Raw genomic sequence first — 16823 nt, forward strand, 5'->3', positions numbered from 1 at the left:
GTTCGGTGGCGTGCGGTGGCGAGCGGTGGCTACAGGCGTTCGAAGGAGCGGCGCAGCTCCCAGTCGGTGACCGCGGAGTCGTAGGCGTCGAGTTCGACGCGGGCCATGTTGCGGTAGTGGGCGACCACCTCGGGGCTGAAGGCGGCCTTGGCGATCTCGCTGTTCTCCCAGAGCTCCGCGGCCTCGCGCAGGGTGGCGGGGACGTGTGCGTAGTCGGCGGTGTAGGCGTTGCCGGCGCACACCTCGGGGAGTTCGAGGCGGTTCTCGATGCCGTAGAGCCCGGCCGCGACCAGGCCGGCGACGGCGAGGTAGGGGTTGACGTCGCCGCCGGGGAGGCGGTTCTCGAAGCGCATCGAGCGGCCGTGGCCGACCACGCGGAGCGCGCAGGTCCGGTTGTCCACGCCCCAGGCGACGGCGGTGGGCGCGAAGGATCCCGGCCGGAAACGCTTGTACGAATTGATGTTGGGGGCGTAGAGAAGGGAGAAGTCGCGCAGCGCGGCCAGCTGCCCGGCCAGGAAGTGCCGCATCACCGGTGACATTCCCCCTGGCCCGTCTCCGGCCATGGCGTTGTGCCCGTCGGCGTCGCTGAGCGAGAGGTGGATGTGGCAGGAGTTGCCCTCGCGCTCGTCGAACTTGGCCATGAAGGTGAGCGAGACGCCTTCCTGGGAGGCGATCTCCTTCGCCCCGGTCTTGTAGACGGAGTGCTGGTCGCAGGTGGTGAGCGCCTCGTCGTAGCGGAAGGCGATCTCGTGCTGGCCGAGGTTGCACTCCCCCTTCGCCGACTCGACGACCAGGCCCGCGGCCTGCATCTCGTTGCGGATGCGGCGCAGCAGGGGTTCGATGCGGCCGGTCCCGAGGACGGAGTAGTCGATGTTGTACTGGTTGGCGGGGGTCAGGCCGCGGTAGTTGGCGTTCCAGGCCTGCTCGTAGGTGTCCTGGAAGACCATGAACTCCAGCTCGGTGCCGACCATCGCCGTGTATCCGAGCTCGGCGAGGCGCTCCAGCTGGCGGCGCAGGATCTGCCGGGGCGCGGCGACGACGGGCGAGCCGTCGTTCCAGGCGAGGTCGGCGAGGACGAAGGCGGAGCCCGGGTTCCAGGGGATGCGGCGCAGGGTGGCGAGGTCGGGGTGCATGGCGAAGTCGCCGTAGCCCCGGTCCCAGGAGGACATCTCGTAGCCGTCGACGGTGTTCATGTCGGTGTCGACGGCGAGCAGGTAGTTGCACCCTTCGGTGCCGTGCGCGAGGACCTCGTCGAGGAAGAACTGTGCGGCGAACCGCTTGCCCTGGAGCCGCCCCTGCATGTCGGGGAAGGCCAGGACGACTGTGTCGATCTCACCGCTGGCGACGAGGGAGCGGAGCTCCTCCGGCGCGAGCGGCGGCGTGCGGTCTACCACTGGATTCTCTCCTTCGGTGAGCCGAGTGCGCCTAAGGTATTGAATAGAACCATTGCTTGGGAAGGGGAGGAGCCAAGATGACCGACACGGCGAGCGAGGGCGAGGCCGCCCGGCGGCTCGATCCCGTACTGCGGCAGGTGCGGGCGGGCAACGGTTTCGAGGAGGCCTTGGAGCAGATCCTCCAGGTGGTCCGGCTGGGCCTGATCTCCGGCGGTGAACGGCTGCCGCCAGAGCGCGAGTTGGCGGAGCGGATGGGGATCAGCCGGGTCACGCTGCGCGAGGTACTGAAGGTGCTCCAGGACCAGGGGCTGGTGGAGGCCCGGCGCGGCCGGTACGGCGGAACGTTTGTGCTGCCCCGCCCCGACACCCCGGCGGGCGGTGCCGAGGAGGAGCTGCGCCGGCGGGTCGCGGGCGTGGACATCGAGGACGTACTGCGCTTCCGCGAGGTCCTGGAGGTGGGGGCGGCCGGGCTGTGCGCCTCGCAGGGGCTGACCGAGGAGGCCACCGACCGGCTGCTCGGCGCGCTGGCCGCCACCCACGACGCCCCGCTGGCCGACTACCGCCGCCAGGACACCCTCTTCCACCTGACCCTGTGCGAGCTGGCCGGGTCCGCCAGCCTGACGGCCCAGTACGCGGCCGTCCGGGCCACCGTCAACGACCTGCTGGACTGCATCCCGCTGCTCGTGCGCAACCTGGAGCACTCGCAGCAGCAGCACACCGCGCTGGTGGAGTCGGTGCTGGAACGGGACGCCGCCGGGGCCCGCGAGATCATGCGCGAGCACTGCTGCGGCACGGCGGCGCTGCTGCGGGGATTCCTGGCCTGACCCTGCCTGAGAGGGCTTCGTAACGCCCGTTTAACGCAGAGGTCTTGCGCTCTCCACCCTCCTGCGGCAAAGGTACGCAGCGAAACCATTGCAGCAGTGCCCACAGGCAGGAGCGCACGATGGCCGACGACGTCGAGGCACGGCTCGGAGCCGTGCCCGCACCCACCGACTCCCCAGAGGGCGGGGACGACTACCTGGAGCGCCGCACGCTCCGCCGCGGCAGCGCCGGCTGGCTGCTGCTGACCGGCCTCGGCGTCGCCTACGTCGTCTCCGGGGACTTCTCCGGCTGGAACGTCGGCCTCGACAAGGGCGGCTTCGGCGGTCTCGCCATCGCCACCGTCCTGATGGGCGCGATGTACGCCTGCCTGGTCTTCTCCCTCGCCGAGCTGTCCACGATCCTGCCGACGGCGGGCGGCGGTTACGGCTTCGCCCGCCGCGCACTGGGCCCCTGGGGCGGCTTCCTCACCGGCACCGCGATCCTCATCGAGTACATCCTGGCCCCGGCGGCGATCGTCATCTTCATCGGCGACTACGTCGAATCCCTCGGCCTCTTCGGCCTCACCTCCGGCTGGCCGGTCTACCTCGCCTGCTTCGTGATCTTCATCGGCGTGCACCTGTGGGGCGTCGGCGAGGCGCTGCGCTTCAGCCTCGTCGTGACCGCCGTCGCCGTGGCGGCACTGCTGATCTTCGCGGTGGGCGCCTTCACCGAGTTCAGCGCCGACGGCCTGAACGACATCCCCGTCGACCCGGAGGCCTTCGGCTCCAACTCCTGGCTGCCGCTGGGCGTTCTGGGCATCTGGGCGGCCTTCCCGTTCGGCATGTGGTTCTTCCTCGGCGTGGAGGGCGTGCCCCTGGCCGCCGAGGAAGCGAAGGACCCGGTCCGCTCCATGCCGAAGGCGCTCGCCATCTCCATGGGCATCCTCGCCCTGCTCGCGCTGATCACCTTCTTCGCCGCGACCGGCGCGCAGGGCGCCGACGCCGTCAAGACCGCCGGCAACCCCCTGGTGGTGGCCCTGGAAGGGGACGGCGGCCCGACCGCGCTGAGCCGCTTCGTGAACTACGCGGGCCTCGCCGGCCTGGTGGCCTCCTTCTTCTCCCTCATCTACGCGGGCTCCCGCCAGCTGTTCGCCCTCTCCCGGGCCGGCTACCTGCCCCGCTTCCTGTCCCTGACCTCGCAGCGCAAGGCCCCGTACCTGGGCCTGGTCATCCCCGGCGCGATCGGCTTCGCGCTCGCCGCGGCCACCGGCAACGGCGCCCGGATGCTCAACATCGCGGTCTTCGGCGCGACCATCTCCTACGCCCTGATGGCCCTCTCCCACATCGTGCTGCGCCGCCGGGAGCCGCACCTGGAGCGCCCCTACCGCACCCCCGGCGGCATGGCGACCTCCGCGGTGGCCTTCGTACTCGCCCTCTCGGCCCTGGTCGCCACCTTCCTGGTGGACAAGGACGCGGCATTCATCGCGCTCGCCGTGTACGCCGTCGCCCTGGCCTACTTCGCGATCTACAGTCGGCACCACCTCGTGGCCTCGGCCCCCGAGGAGGAGTTCGCGGCTCTGGCCGAAGCCGAGGCGGAACTGACCCGCGACTGACACCCTGACCTCGCTGCGCCCTTCCCCTCTTGGAGGTACCGAACGTGCCCAGGCCGCTCATCGGCATCACCACCTACGTCGAGGACTCCACCCGCTACGGCGTGTGGGACCTCCCGACGTCCCTCGTACCGTCGGGGTACTACGAACTCGTCCAGGCGGCGGGCGGCGCGGCCGTGCTGCTCCCGCCGGACGAACCCGCGGCGGCGGCGGAGGTGCTGAGCCGGGTGGACGGCCTGGTCGTCGCGGGCGGCCCGGACGTGGACCCGGTCCACTACGGGGCGGTACGCGACCCGCGCACCGGGGCCCCGGCCACGGTCCGCGACCACTGGGAACTGGCCCTGATCGCGGCGGCCCTCGACTCGGGCATGCCCCTGCTGGGCATCTGCCGGGGCATGCAGGCGCTGAACGTGGCCCTGGGCGGCACCCTGATCCAGCACATCGACGGCCACGTCGACACCCCGGGCGCGACCTCCTGGCACCCGGTCCGCCCGGTCGCGGGCACCCGGTACGCGGGGCTGGTCCCGGAGGAGGCGGAGGTCCCGACCTACCACCACCAGGCCGTCGACCGCCTGGGCCGCGGCCTGGTCGCCTCGGCGCACGCGCTCGACGGCACGGTGGAGGCGATCGAGCTCCCCGACCGGGACCGCTGGGTGGTGGGCGTCCAGTGGCACCCCGAACGCGACAAGGACACCCGGGTGATGGCCTCCCTGGTCGAGGCGGCCACCGCCCGCTGGGCGGTGCCGGTCTCCTGACGGGCCGGCCCCGCGGGGGCGCGTCAGCGGCTGAAGACGACCGACCGCATCTTCAGCCGCTCCGATCCGTAGCCCGTGACCGGGCGCAGCGTGAAGAAGTCGCCCGTGCAGTCCGGTTCGGTGAACACCGTGGCCACCGCGTCGGTCCTGTTCCGCGGCGAGTGGGCCGGTGTGCTGGAGGAGGGGTCGGCCACCTCGGGCAGCGTGATGCACTCCTCGCCCGGCGGGTCCTCCAGCACCACCCGCAGCGGGCTGCCGTCGAGGCCGGTGACCGTGTACTGGAACCGGCCCGTCGCGGCGGAGGCCGATGTCGGGACGGCCAGGAGCAGGGTGAAGGCGCCGCAGGCGGCCACGGCGGCATTGCGAAGTCGCATAGGGGGTCTCCTCGGGAGAGCGATGAACGTGCGGGAGCCACCTTTCCGGCGGCCCGCGCCCGGGTCACCGTCCACCCCGTGCCGAATCGATCCCTCCTCCCCCGAACGGCCCAGCCCCGCCGGCGTTTGAGGCGCGGGGGTCCGGGGGCAGCGCCCCCGGCAGCGGCGCCGCACCCCGCACGGACCCCGGCTAGGAACGGAGTCGGGTCAGCGACAGCAGGTCACGGGCAGGACCCGCCGGGCGGGCCCCCGCCGGCCAGACCGCCCGCAGCGCACGCCCCAGCGCGGCGCCCGCGACCGGCACCTCCACCAGCCGCCGCGCCGCCAGCTCGTCCCCCAGTGCCAGCTCCGACAGCACGCACGGCCCCGCCCCGCTCAGCGCCGCCGCCTTCACCGCGGTGGTCGACGCCAGTTCCAGCAGCGGCGCCGCCAGCCCCCCGGCCGCGGCCAGCGCGGCGTCGAGCACCTGCCGGGTCCCCGACCCCCGCTCGCGCAGGATCAGCGGCGTGGACGCCAGTTCCGCCGCCTCCACCGCCCGCGCCCGCCGCGCCCACGCGTGCCCCGGCGCCACCGCCACCACCAGCCGGTCCTGCGCGATCACCGCCGAGTCCAGCCCTTCCGGGACCGTCAGCCCCTCCACGAACCCGAGGTCCGCCTCGTGTTCGAGGACCCGCTGTGCGACCACCGCGGAGTTCCCCGCGTGCAGGGACACCGCCGTGTCCGGACGCTGCCCGCGCAGGGCGATCAGCCACCCCGGCAGCAGGTACTCCGCGATGGTCATGCTGGCCGCCACCCGCAGCCGCGAGTCCCGCTGCCCGCGCAGCGCCTGCGCGCCCGCGTCGAAGGCCTCCGCCGCCTCCACCACCCGCCGGGCCCAGTCGGTGACCAGCGCGCCCTCCGCCGTCAGCGTCGACCCCCGCGGGGAGCGGTCGACCAGGGCCACCCCGAGCCGTGTCTCCATCGCCCGGATCCGGCTGCTGGCGGCGGGCTGGGTGATGCCCAGCCGCCTGGCCGCCCCGCTCAGGCTGCCGACCCGCGCGACCGCGAGCAGCAGCTCCAGCGCGCCCAGATCCGGCACCCGGTGCGCGAGCGGCACCCACTCCTCTTCACCCATAACATCAGTTTATGGCCTTATAGCGAGATGCCCTCTGCCGCCCGCCCCCACCTGCGACGACGCTGGAGGCATGGCCACCACCCTCGTGCGACCCCGCACCCTCACCGCACCCGCGCCCCGGGCCCACAAGGCCCCCGCGCTCCGGCACCTCGGCCCCAACTGGTACGCCTCCGTCATGGGCACGGCGATCATCGCCAACGCCGGCGCGACCCTCCCGTACCAGCTCCCCGGCCAGCGCGTGGCCTGCCAGATCGTCTGGGCGCTGTCCGCCGTCGTCCTCGCCGTCCTGCTCACCGCCCGCGCCGGGCACTGGATCCACCACCGCGACCAGGCCCGCGCCCACCTCCTCGACCCCGCCGTCGCCCCCTTCTACGGCTGTCTCTCGATGGCCCTGCTGGCCGTCGGCGGCGGCACCCTCATCGTCGGCAAGGACCTCATCGGGACCGGTGCCGCCGTCGCCGCGGACACCGTGCTGTTCACCGCCGGCACCGCGATCGGCCTGGTCATGGCCGTGGCCGTGCCCTACCTGATGGTGGTCCGCCACAAGGTCGAGCCCCGCCAGGCCACCCCCGCCTGGCTGCTCCCCCTCGTCTCCCCCATGGTCTCGGCGGCCCTCGGCCCCCTCCTGATACCCCACCTGCCCGCCGGGCAGCCCCGCGAGGCCCTGCTGCTGGCCTGCTACGCCATGTTCGGCATCAGCCTGCTCGCCACCCTGCTCATGCTCCCCCTGATCTTCGGCAGGCTGATCGTGGGCGGCCCCCTGCCCCTGGCCCTGACCCCCACCCTCTTCCTGGTGCTCGGCCCCCTGGGGCAGTCCACCACCGCCGTGAACCAGCTCGCCGACGTGGCCCACCAGTCGATCGCCGCCCCCTACGCCGGAGCCCTCGGCGCGTTCGCGGTCGTCTACGGGGTCCCCGTCATGGGATTCGCCCTGCTGTGGCTGGCCCTGGCCGTGGCCATGCTGGTCCGGGCGGCCCGTGAGGGCATGGGGTTCGCGATGACCTGGTGGGCCCTGACCTTCCCCGTCGGCACCTGCGTCACCGGCGCCGCCGGCCTGGCCCGCCACACCGGCCTGACCGCCTTCGCCTGGCTCGCCGCCGCCCTCTTCCTCGCCCTGCTGACCGCCTGGCTCCTGGCCGCCGGCCACACCCTGCGCGGCCTGTTCAGCGGCCGTCTGCTCCCCACGACCCGCTGAGCGATTCCGCCAGCACCGCCGGGGCCTCCACCAGCGAAGGCCCGTACCAGGTCAGGTGCCGACCGCTGACCAGAGCGGCCCGGAGGCCCGGAAAGGCCTCCGGGCCGTCCTGCGCCGTGAAGGCGTACGGCTCGTCGGGAAGCACCACGAGATCGCAGCCACTGGCCGCGAGTTCCTCCACCGGCACCCGGGGATACCGCTCCGGGTGCCCCGCGTAGACGTTGCGCACCCCCAGCCGGGCGAGGAGGTCCCCGGCGAAGGTGTCCCGGCCCAGCACCATCCAGGGCCGGCGCCAGATGGGTACGAACGCGGTGAAGGTTCCGGCGGGCTCCACCGCCGCCCAGGCGGCCTCGGCCCGGTCCAGCCACTGGGGCCGCTCCAGCCCCAGCGCCCCCACCAGCACCCGGTCCAGCTCCCGCAGTGCCTGCGGCAGGTCCCGTACCTCGGTGACCAGCACCTCCACCCCGGCCGCCCGCAGGGCCGCCAGGTCGGGGGCCCGGTTCTCCTCCTCGTTGGCGATCACCAGGTCCGGGCGCAGCCGGACGATCTCCCGTACGTCGGGGTTCTTCGTCCCCCCGATCCGCGCCGCGCCCCCGAGGTCGGCGGGGTGCGTGCACCAGTCGGTGACCCCGACCAGCAGCCCCGGCGCGCTCACCGCGACCGCCTCGGTCAGCGAGGGCACCAGCGAGACGACCCGCACCGGTTCAGTGCTCCGGCGAGGGCGGCTCGGAGGTGGCGTGGATGTGGTCGCCGACGGCCACGACCAGAAGTCGGGTGTCCTCGCTGACGGCCCGCCAGCGGTGGCGCACCCCGCCCGAGAGGAACAGCGCGTCGCCGCTCTCCAGCCGGTAGGCCCGCCCCTCGGCCTCCACCTGGCAGGCGCCCGAGACCACGTACATCAGCTCGTCGTTGCGGTGCTGGTACTCCCGCCCCGCGTCCTGGTCGCCGGTGAACTCCAGCGCGTGCAGCTGGTGGTGGCCCCGTACGAGGGGTCGCACGCCCGGCACCGGAGTGAGCCCGGACTCGTCCCCCGCCCGTACGAGGTCCACCGTACGGGCCGTGTCGGAGGCGGCGAGCAGCTCGACGGCCGTGGTCTCCAGCGCATCCGCGACCCGCTCCAGGGACCGCATGCTGGGCCGGGCCCGCTCGTTCTCTATCTGGCTGAGGAAGGGCACCGACAGGCCGCTGCGCGCGGACACGGCGGCCAGCGTCAGGTGCAGCGCACGGCGCCGCTTGCGCACGGCCACGCCCACCCGGAGCGGTTCCTTGCCGTCCTTGTCGGTGTCCTTGTCGCCCTTGCCGTCCCTGTCGTTCATGTCGGGGCTGCCCTCCCCTTGTCCGTCGCACATCGGTGTGCTGTAAGCACCTTACGCAGCAACCGCCCCAGGTTTCGCGTGCACGGGATTCCCGTACGCACCGGGTGCGCACGCGCTCACCTTCCGTGGCGGGAGATCCCACCCGGCCCACCGGCCGTATCGCGGCATTGCGGCATCATCGTCACCGTGACGACGACACGACGCCTGATGCTCCTGGACACCGCCTCCCTCTACTACCGCGCCTACTTCGGCGTACCGGACTCCGTGAAGGCCCCCGACGGCACCCCGGTCAACGCCGTCCGCGGACTGCTCGACTTCATCGGCCGGCTGGTCCAGGACCACCGCCCCGACGATCTGGTGGCGTGCATGGACGCCGACTGGCGGCCGCACTGGCGGGTCGAGCTGATCCCTTCCTACAAGGCCCACCGGGTCGCCGAGGAGACCGAGAGCGGACCCGACGTCGAGGAGACCCCGGACACCCTCGCCCCCCAGGTCCCGATCATCGAGACCGCGCTGGACGCCTTCGGCATCGCCCGGGTGGGCGTCGCCGGGTACGAGGCGGACGACGTGATCGGCACGCTAACGGCCCGCGCTAGCGGCCCGGTGGACATCGTCACGGGCGACCGGGACCTCTACCAGCTGGTGGACGACGCCCGGCAGCGCCGCGTGCTCTACCCCCTCAAGGGCGTCGGCACCCTCCAGGTGACGGACGAGGCCTGGCTGCGGGAGAAGTACGGGGTGGACGGCCCCGGCTACGCGGACCTGGCGCTGCTGCGCGGCGACCCGAGCGACGGCCTGCCGGGGGTCCCGGGCATCGGCGAGAAGACCGCCGCCAAGCTGCTCGACGCCTACGGCGACCTGGCCGGGATCATCGCGGCGATCGACGACCCCAAGTCGAAGCTGACCCCCACCCAGCGCAAGCGCCTCGACGAGTCCCGGCCGTACCTCGCGGTGGCCCCGAAGGTGGTCCAGGTGGCCTCCGACGTGCCGCTGCCCGCCTTCGACCCGGCCCTTCCGACGGCGCCCGCGCAACCCGAACTGGTGGCTGCGCTAGCCCATCGGTGGGGTCTGGGTGGTGCAGTTGAACGCCTGAGCGGCGCGCTGCGCACCTGAGGTGCTAACTTAGGTAAGGCTAAGTTTCAGGGGAGCAGGGGAGTCACCGTGGCAGAAGGACGCGCCCGTACCGTCGGCACCGCCGCCGTCGTCCGCACCGAGCGGCTCACGCCGCACATGGTCCGGATCGTGCTGGGCGGTGAGGGCCTGCAGGGCTTCGGCGCGGGCGAGTTCACCGACCATTACGTCAAGCTCCTCTTCCCCCCTCAGGGCGTCACCTACCCCGAGCCGTGGGACCTGGAGCGGATCCGCGCCCAGTACCCGCGCGAGCAGTGGCCGCGCCAGCGCGCGTACACCGTGCGGAGCTGGGACCCGGCGCACCTGGAGCTGACCATCGACTTCGTCGTCCACGGCGACGAGGGCCTGGCCGGCCCCTGGGCGGCGGCGGCCCAGCCCGGCGAACTCGTACGCTTCCTCGGCCCGGGCGGCGCGTACGCCCCGGACCGGACGGCCGACTGGCACCTCCTGGTGGGCGACGAGAGCGCGCTCCCCGCCATCGCGGCGGCGATGGAGCGGATGCCGGCGGGCGCGCGGGTGCACGCCTTCGTCGAGGTCGAGGGCCCCGCGGACGAGCAGAAGATCGCCACCCCGGACGGGATCTTCCCGGTCTGGATCCACCGCGGCGAGCGGCCGATCGGCAAGGCCCTGGTCGAGGCGGTCACCTCCCTGCACTTCCCCTCCCGCGAGGTCCACGCCTTCGTCCACGGCGAGGCGGGCTTCGTCAAGGACCTCCGCCGCCACCTGCGCCTGGAGCGCGGCATCCCGCGCGAACGCCTGTCGATCTCGGGCTACTGGCGCCTGGGCGAAACGGACGAGGGCTGGCGCGCGATCAAGCGCGACTGGAACGCCGCGGTGGAAGCCGAACAGGACCACGCGACCGCTGCGTAGCCGGCCGCGTGCGGCGCCGCTGCCGGGGCAGCGCCCCCGGCAACGGCGCCGCACCCGGCACACCCTGAGCCAGCCCGCGCGCGGCAGCGACGGAACGGCGGGACAATGGCCCCATGCGTACGCTCCGCGCACTAGGGGCGGCAGGGACCGCGGCCCTCCTGGCCACGGGAGTGGCCACCGCACCCAGCCCGCCCCCCGCGCCGAAACCGCAGATCAGCGATCAGGCCGTCGACGAGGCCGTCGCCCACCTCGACGGGTACATCGCGGACGTGATGCGACGCACCGGCGTTCCCGGCCTCTCCGTGGCCGTCGTGCACGACGACGAGGTCGTCCACCTCAAGGGCTTCGGCGTCCGCCGTACCGGCGAGACCGCGAAGATCGACCCGGACACCGTCTTCCAGGTCGCCTCCGTCTCCAAGCCGATCTCCTCCAGCATCGTGGCCGGCGCCCTCACCAGCCCCGGCGAGTGGGGCCGCCACACCGACCTCCCCGGGTTCTCCCTGAAGGACCCCTGGGTCTCCGGTCACGTGACGAACGCCGACCTGTTCTCCCACCGCAGCGGCCTCCCCGACCACGCGGGCGACCTCCTCGAAGACCTCGGCTACGACCAGGCGTACATCCTCGACCATCTCCGCCTCGAGCCCCTGACCCCGTTCCGCGCGAGCTACGCCTACACCAACTTCGGCCTCACCGCCGCCGCCGAGGCCGTCGCCCGCGCCAAGGGCACCAGCTGGCAGAAGCTCTCCGAGGACGTCCTCTTCAAGCCCGCCGGGATGACCAGCACCAGCACCGAGTTCTCCGCGTTCGAGCAGGCCCCGAACCACGCGGCCACCCACGTGAAGAACCCGGACGGCACCTGGAGCCCCCGCTACGTCCGCAACCCCGACGCGCAGGCGCCGGCCGGCGGGGTGAGCTCCACCGCCCGCGACATGTCCCGCTGGCTGCGGCTCCAGCTCGCCGACGGCACCCTCGACGGCAAGCGCATCATCCCGGCCGACACCCTCGCCGCCACCCACTTCCCGCAGATCCTGTCGCAGCCGCCCACTCCGCCCGCCAACCGCACCGGCTTCTACGGCCTCGGCTGGAACGTCTCCTACGACAGCGCGGGCCGGCTGCGCCTGAGCCACTCCGGCGGCTTCGAGCTCGGCGCCAACACCAACGTCACCATCCTCCCGCTGGAGAAGCTCGGCATCGTCGTCCTCACCAACGGCGCCCCGGTCGGCGTCGCCGACGCCGTCGCCCTGGACTTCTTCGACTTCGCCCAGTACGGCAAGGCCACCACCGACTGGCTCCCCCTGATCGCCGGCGTGTACGAGCAGGAGCTCAACGTGGGCCGCTCCGCCACCGACTACGCCCACCCGCCCGCCGGAGCCAAGCCGGCCCAGGACAGCGCCGCGTACACGGGCACCTACGACAACCCGTACTACGGCAAGGCCACCGTCACCGCCGACGACAAGGGCGCTCTCACCCTCTCCCTCGGCCCGAAACCCCAGCGCTATCCGCTCGCGCACTACGACGGCAACACCTTCAGCTTCGAGACGAGGGGCGAGAACGCGATCGGCCGCACCGGGGTGTTCTTCTCCGACGGCACCTTCCGCGTCGAGTACCTCGACGCCAACCACCTGGGCACCTTCACCCAGCAGTAGGGGCCGCGTGTCCCTCCCGCATAGCCTGTCCCCCGATGAGACGCAAAGCCCCCGTACCCCCCTCGCCCCTCCCCCAGCGCGCCGGGATCGACCCGGTGCGCCTGCGGCTGCCCGCCGACCCGGACGGGATGTGGCCGGATCTCGGCGCCTACCTCACCGCCCGGTACGCCGGCACCCGCGGCGCCGACTCCATCGCGCGCCTGCTGGCCGCCGGCCGGGTGCTCGGGCCCGGCGGGCGGGTGCTGCGCGCGGAGGACCCGTACGAGCCCGGCGGATTCCTCTGGTTCCACCGGGACATGGAGCCCGAGCCGGCCGTGCCCTTCGCGCTCCGCGTCGTGCACCGCGACGCGCACCTGCTGGTGGTGGACAAGCCGCACTTCCTGGCGACCACCCCGCGGGGCAGCCACATCACGCAGACCGCCCTGGCCCGGCTCCGCGAGGAGTTGGACCTGCCGGAACTCAGCCCCGCGCACCGGCTGGACCGGCTGACCGCGGGACTGGTCATGTTCAGCATCCGGCCACAGGACCGCGGCGCCTACCAGCTCCTCTTCCAGCGCCGCGAGGTGCACAAGGAGTACGAGGCCCTCGCGGCCCACGATCCGGCGCTGGCCTTCCCCCGTACGGTCCGCAGTCGCATAGAGAAGACCCGCGGGGTCATGGCCGCGGTCGAGGTGCCCGGCGGGGAGCCGAACGCCGAGAGCCTGATCGAGCTCACCGGGGCGCGGGGCGGCCTGGCCCGCTACCGGCTGACCCCGCGCACCGGCCGCACCCACCAGCTGCGGGTGCACATGAACGCCCTGGGCCTGCCGATCCTCGGCGATCCGGTGTACCCGCGGGTCACGGACCCGGCCCCGGACGACTACCGCCGCCCCCTCCAGCTCCTGGCCCGCGTGCTGGACTTCACCGACCCGGTCACCGGCACGGCCCACCATTTCGAGAGCGGCCGCACGCTCCGGGCCTGGACCGACCGCGCCGGCTGGGAAGCGGGCAGCCAGTGACCTACGGGTCGCGGACGCCCGCGATCCGCAGCGCCGCGTCGGCGGTGGCCTCCGCGAAGACCGTCACGTGCCGCTCCGGATCGGAGCGGTGTATCAGCATGACGCCCTCGATGAGCCCGAACACGAGGTCGTTGCGCAGGTCCAGCCCGGCCTTGTCACCGGCCAGTTCCGCACCGACGGACGTACCGTCGAGCAACGTGCGGTAAGCGTCCCTGAGTTCGTCCCGCATCCGGCGGAACTGCGCGAAGCGCGATCCGGCCACCTCGGGCAGCAGGTACAGCGCGCCCAGGTTGTACGGCCCTCCGCACAGCAGCAGCACGTCGGAGCGGCACAGCTCCCACAGCCGGCGCGCCGCGGGCCGTCCGCCGTCGGCGAGCAGCCGGCGGGCCAGCACCAGCGACGGCGCGACCGTGGACTCCAGCAGCTCGGCGAGGAGTTCCTCCTTGCCGCCGAAGTAGTGGTACATCGTGGCCTGGCGCATTCCGGCCCGTTCGGCGACCGACCGCGTGGTCGTCGCCGCATATCCCCGGACGGTGAAAAGCTCGGCCGCCGCGACGAGGAGTTCCTCGCGCGGCGGCCGGCCGCTTTCCGGTCTTTGCTGGTCGGCGCGCGGCCGACCGACCCTTTTAGGCCCCCCGGCCAATCCCCCACTCATGGTCTGAATCGTCGCACACAGCACGCCGATCCGATCATGGCAAGAGAACAGATCAGGCCAACCCCGCTTTTAGAGGAAGCTCCAAGTCCGGTTAGCCGACGGAGCTGTAGGCCACCACACCCCGCAGCAGCGCGTCCACGGCCTTGCGGGCGTTCTTGGCCACCGTGCTGCCGCTCCCGCCGGAGGCCGGGGGAGCCGCCGCCGCGATCTGGCCGAGCACGTCGATGACCTGCTTGCACCAGCGCACGAAGTCACCCGCCGGCATCTCCGCCTCGCGCAGCACCTCGTCCAGGCTCTTGTCCGAGGCCCACTGGTACGCCGCCCACGCGAAGCCGAGGTCCGGCTCGCGCTGGCCCACGCCCTCCGCCTGGTTGATCCGGTGCTCCTCCTCCAACGCGTCGAGCCGGCCCCAGATGTGCACCATCTCGCCCAGGGCCGCCTTCGCCGCGCCGCCCGGCACCTTCGGCGCGACCGCGTCGTCCGACTGCCGCGCCTCGAACACCAGCGCCGAGACGCAGGCGGCCAGTTCGGCCGGGCTGAGCCCCTCCCAGACCCCGGCGCGCAGGCACTCCGCGGCCAGCAGGTCGAGCTCCCCGTAGAGCCGGGCGAGCCGCTTGCCGTGCTCGGTGACCTCGTCCTCGCGCAGGTAGTCGAGCTCGGTGAGCAGCGCGTGGATGCGGTCGAAGGTGCGGGCGATGGTGTTCGTCCGGCCCTCGATGCGCCGCTCCAACTGCTGCGTATCCCGCTTGAGCCGCCAGTAGCGCTCCGCCCAGCGGGCGTGGTCCTCGCGCTCGTCACAGCCGTGGCACGGGTGCGCCCGCAGCTCGGACCGCAGCCGGGCGATCTCACGGTCGTCGGCCGCCGCGGCCCGGCCGCGCGCACGCCGCTCCGGCGTGATGTGCCCGGCCTTGCTCCGCAGCTGCGACGCCAGGTCCCGACGGGACTGCGGGGAACGCTGGTTGAAGGTCTTGGGGATCCGCATCCGGTCCAACGCCTCGACCGGGACCGGGAAGTCGATCGCGGCGAGCCGCTTGACCTGCCGCTCGGCCGTCAGCACCAGCGGACGCGGGCCCTCGTTGTACTCCTGCCCGCGGTACCCGTGCACCCGCCCGGCCGGCACGCCCGGATCCAGGACCAGCGCGAGCCCGGCGAACTTGCCGGTCGGCACGTGGATGATGTCGCCCGGCTTGAGCTTCTCCAGCGAACTGGCCGCCTGCGCCCGGCGCTGGGCCGCGCCCTGCTTGGCCAGCTCCGTCTCACGGTCCTTCAGGTCGCGGCGCAGCCGCGCGTACTCCTCGAAGTTCCCCAGGTGGCAGGTCATGCCCTCCTGGTAGCCCTCCAGACCCTCCTCGTTGCGCTGCACCTGCCGGGAGATCCCGACCACCGAGCGGTCGGCCTGGAACTGCGCGAACGAGGTCTCCAGCAGCTCGCGCGAGCGGTGCCGCCCGAACTGGCTGACCAGGTTCACCGCCATGTTGTACGAGGGCTTGAAGCTGGACCGCAGCGGATACGTACGCGTGCCCGCGAGCCCGGCCAGGCCCGCCGGGTCCATGCCGCGCTGCCACAGCACCACCGCGTGGCCCTCGACGTCGATGCCGCGCCGCCCGGCCCGGCCGGTCAGCTGCGTGTACTCGCCGGGGGTGATGTCGGCGTGCTGCTCGCCGTTCCACTTGACGAGCTTCTCCAGGATCACCGTGCGCGCGGGCATGTTGATGCCCAGCGCCAGGGTCTCGGTCGCGAAGACGGCCTTCACGAGCCCGCGGACGAACAGCTCCTCCACGACCTCCTTGAAGGTCGGCAGCATGCCCGCGTGGTGCGCGGCGATGCCCCGCTCCAGGCCTTCGAGCCACTTGTAGTACCCCAGGACGTGCAGGTCCTCGGTCGGAATGGACGCGGTGCGCGCCTCCACGAGCTCGCGGACCTTGAGCCGCGCGGACTCGTCGTTCAGCCGCAGGCCCGCGTACAGGCACTGCTGGACGGCGGCCTCGCAGCCGGCCCGGCTGAAGATGAAGTTGATCGCGGGCAGCAGCCCGTCCCCGTCCAGGCGGGCGATGACCTCGGGCCGGGACGGCGTCCAGATCCGGCCGCGGGAACGCCGTTCGCGCTCGCGGTCGGCCTCGCGGACCATCTTCCCGCGCCGCCGGTCCTTCGGACTGTAGGAACGGCTGTTCTCCTCGCGCGCCATGCGCAGCAGGTCGGGATTGACCTCCCGGCGCGCGGAGCCGCGGCCGCCGTGGTCGGACTCCTCCTCGAACAGGTCGTAGATCTTCCGGCCGGCCATGACGTGCTGCCACAGCGGCACGGGCCGCTCCTCGGAGACGATCACCTCGGTGTCGCCGCGCACGGTGTCCAGCCAGTCGCCGAACTCCTCCGCGTTGGACACGGTCGCCGACAGCGAGACCAGCGTCACCGACTCGGGGAGGTGGATGATCACTTCCTCCCAGACGGCTCCGCGGAACCGGTCGGAGAGGTAGTGGACCTCGTCCATCACGACGTAGCCGAGGCCCAGCAGCGACTGCGAGCCCGCGTAGAGCATGTTGCGGAGCACCTCGGTGGTCATCACGACCACGGGCGCCTCGGAGTTGACGCTGTTGTCACCGGTCAGCAGGCCCACCTTGTCGGCGCCGTAGCGCTTGACGAGGTCGGCGTACTTCTGGTTCGACAGGGCCTTGATCGGCGTCGTGTAGAAGCACTTGCGGCCCTGCGCCAGGGCCAGGTGCACGGCGAACTCGCCGACGATCGTCTTGCCCGAGCCGGTCGGGGCGGCCACGAGGACGCCCTTGCCCGCCTCCAGTGCCTTGCAGGCCTCGACCTGGTACGGGTCCAGATCGAATTCGTACATCTCGCGGAAGGGGTGCAGGGCACTGGCCTCTTCGGCGGCGCGGATCCGGGCAGCGGCGTACCGCTCGGCGGGTGAGAGTTCTTCGGTCATCTTGAGATCGAGCCTACCCGCCCCCTCTGACAA

At 72.6% G+C, this 16823-nt stretch carries 15 protein-coding genes; 8 read left to right on the forward strand and 7 right to left on the reverse strand.

All coding sequences use genetic code 11. The features are described 5' to 3' along the window. Positions 1 to 29: 29 nt before the first annotated feature. A complete protein-coding gene (locus AB0O21_RS31930; RefSeq protein WP_365176593.1) occupies positions 30 to 1394 on the reverse strand; it encodes a glutamine synthetase family protein in 1365 nt (454 codons plus the stop codon). Between the two features lie 77 nt (positions 1395 to 1471). On the opposite strand from AB0O21_RS31930, the gene AB0O21_RS31935 reads away from it, so the two are divergent. From AB0O21_RS31935 to AB0O21_RS31945, 3 genes are all read left to right on the forward strand, one after another. Continuing rightward, positions 1472 to 2218: an FCD domain-containing protein gene (locus AB0O21_RS31935; RefSeq protein ID WP_365176595.1), complete on the forward strand. Its 747-nt coding sequence runs from the start codon at positions 1472 to 1474 to the stop codon at positions 2216 to 2218. 119 nt (positions 2219 to 2337) lie between these two features. Then, positions 2338 to 3807, forward strand: a complete 1470-nt coding sequence (eat, locus tag AB0O21_RS31940; RefSeq protein WP_365176597.1) for an ethanolamine permease — start codon at positions 2338 to 2340, stop codon at positions 3805 to 3807. Between the two features lie 44 nt (positions 3808 to 3851). Next, positions 3852 to 4559, forward strand: a complete 708-nt coding sequence (locus AB0O21_RS31945) for a gamma-glutamyl-gamma-aminobutyrate hydrolase family protein (protein ID WP_365176599.1) — start codon at positions 3852 to 3854, stop codon at positions 4557 to 4559. Between the two features lie 23 nt (positions 4560 to 4582). Here AB0O21_RS31945 and AB0O21_RS31950 read toward each other — a convergent pair whose 3' ends face one another. Next, entirely contained in the window at positions 4583 to 4933 is a 351-nt protein-coding gene (locus AB0O21_RS31950) for a hypothetical protein (RefSeq protein WP_365176601.1), read from the reverse strand. Positions 4934 to 5123: 190 nt separating this feature from the next. Then, entirely contained in the window at positions 5124 to 6047 is a 924-nt protein-coding gene (locus AB0O21_RS31955) for a LysR substrate-binding domain-containing protein (protein ID WP_365176603.1), read from the reverse strand. Positions 6048 to 6117: 70 nt separating this feature from the next. On the opposite strand from AB0O21_RS31955, the gene AB0O21_RS31960 reads away from it, so the two are divergent. Beyond that, positions 6118 to 7242 carry a TDT family transporter gene (locus AB0O21_RS31960; RefSeq protein WP_365176605.1) on the forward strand — a complete coding sequence of 375 codons (1125 nt, stop codon included), beginning with the start codon at positions 6118 to 6120 and terminating at the stop codon, positions 7240 to 7242. Here the strand turns inward: AB0O21_RS31960 and AB0O21_RS31965 are convergent. Next, a complete protein-coding gene (locus AB0O21_RS31965) occupies positions 7211 to 7942 on the reverse strand; it encodes a helical backbone metal receptor (RefSeq protein ID WP_365176607.1) in 732 nt (243 codons plus the stop codon). The two genes, AB0O21_RS31960 and AB0O21_RS31965, sit on opposite strands and share 32 nt — an antisense overlap. A gap of 4 nt (positions 7943 to 7946) precedes the next feature. Next, complete coding sequence (locus tag AB0O21_RS31970; RefSeq protein WP_365176609.1) at positions 7947 to 8558, reverse strand: XRE family transcriptional regulator; 612 nt, start codon at positions 8556 to 8558, stop codon at positions 7947 to 7949. A gap of 207 nt (positions 8559 to 8765) precedes the next feature. Here AB0O21_RS31970 and AB0O21_RS31975 point away from each other — a divergent pair, with 207 nt between their 5' ends. The 4 genes from AB0O21_RS31975 (at position 8766) to AB0O21_RS31990 (ending at position 13203) form a co-directional block, all read left to right on the forward strand. Then, positions 8766 to 9671 (forward strand): 5'-3' exonuclease, encoded by a 906-nt coding sequence (locus tag AB0O21_RS31975; protein WP_365176694.1) that lies wholly within the window; start codon positions 8766 to 8768, stop codon positions 9669 to 9671. 48 nt (positions 9672 to 9719) lie between these two features. Continuing rightward, on the forward strand, positions 9720 to 10559 hold the full coding sequence (locus AB0O21_RS31980) for a siderophore-interacting protein (protein ID WP_365176611.1): 840 nt from the start codon (positions 9720 to 9722) through the stop codon (positions 10557 to 10559). Between the two features lie 113 nt (positions 10560 to 10672). Further along, positions 10673 to 12205, forward strand: a complete 1533-nt coding sequence (locus tag AB0O21_RS31985) for a serine hydrolase (protein ID WP_365176612.1) — start codon at positions 10673 to 10675, stop codon at positions 12203 to 12205. Positions 12206 to 12240: 35 nt separating this feature from the next. Further along, positions 12241 to 13203, forward strand: a complete 963-nt coding sequence (locus tag AB0O21_RS31990; RefSeq protein WP_365176614.1) for an RluA family pseudouridine synthase — start codon at positions 12241 to 12243, stop codon at positions 13201 to 13203. A 1-nt stretch (position 13204) separates the two neighbouring features. Here AB0O21_RS31990 and AB0O21_RS31995 read toward each other — a convergent pair whose 3' ends face one another. Together AB0O21_RS31995 and AB0O21_RS32000 are read right to left on the reverse strand one after the other, a co-directional pair. Further along, positions 13205 to 13858, reverse strand: a complete 654-nt coding sequence (locus AB0O21_RS31995) for a helix-turn-helix domain-containing protein (RefSeq protein WP_365176616.1) — start codon at positions 13856 to 13858, stop codon at positions 13205 to 13207. 91 nt (positions 13859 to 13949) lie between these two features. Next, complete coding sequence (locus AB0O21_RS32000) at positions 13950 to 16790, reverse strand: DEAD/DEAH box helicase (RefSeq protein WP_365176618.1); 2841 nt, start codon at positions 16788 to 16790, stop codon at positions 13950 to 13952. Between the last annotated feature and the right edge of the window lie 33 nt (positions 16791 to 16823).

It is taken from the genome of Streptomyces sp. NPDC091371 (assembly GCF_040684275.1).
Taxonomy (GTDB): Bacteria; Actinomycetota; Actinomycetes; order Streptomycetales; family Streptomycetaceae; genus Streptomyces.

Excerpts from the sequence above, each read along its gene's own strand:
- AB0O21_RS31970 (WP_365176609.1), bottom strand. The coding sequence starts at position 8,558 with ATGAACGACAGGGACGGCAAGGGCGACAAGGACACCGACAAGGACGGC.
- AB0O21_RS31975 (WP_365176694.1), top strand. The coding sequence starts at position 8,766 with ATGCTCCTGGACACCGCCTCCCTCTACTACCGCGCCTACTTCGGCGTA.
- AB0O21_RS31990 (WP_365176614.1), top strand. The coding sequence starts at position 12,241 with ATGAGACGCAAAGCCCCCGTACCCCCCTCGCCCCTCCCCCAGCGCGCC.
- AB0O21_RS31935 (WP_365176595.1), top strand. The coding sequence starts at position 1,472 with ATGACCGACACGGCGAGCGAGGGCGAGGCCGCCCGGCGGCTCGATCCC.
- AB0O21_RS31960 (WP_365176605.1), top strand. The coding sequence starts at position 6,118 with ATGGCCACCACCCTCGTGCGACCCCGCACCCTCACCGCACCCGCGCCC.
- AB0O21_RS31950 (WP_365176601.1), bottom strand. The coding sequence starts at position 4,933 with ATGCGACTTCGCAATGCCGCCGTGGCCGCCTGCGGCGCCTTCACCCTG.
- eat (WP_365176597.1), top strand. The coding sequence starts at position 2,338 with ATGGCCGACGACGTCGAGGCACGGCTCGGAGCCGTGCCCGCACCCACC.
- AB0O21_RS31985 (WP_365176612.1), top strand. The coding sequence starts at position 10,673 with ATGCGTACGCTCCGCGCACTAGGGGCGGCAGGGACCGCGGCCCTCCTG.
- AB0O21_RS32000 (WP_365176618.1), bottom strand. The coding sequence starts at position 16,790 with ATGACCGAAGAACTCTCACCCGCCGAGCGGTACGCCGCTGCCCGGATC.
- AB0O21_RS31955 (WP_365176603.1), bottom strand. The coding sequence starts at position 6,047 with ATGGGTGAAGAGGAGTGGGTGCCGCTCGCGCACCGGGTGCCGGATCTG.
- AB0O21_RS31995 (WP_365176616.1), bottom strand. The coding sequence starts at position 13,858 with ATGAGTGGGGGATTGGCCGGGGGGCCTAAAAGGGTCGGTCGGCCGCGC.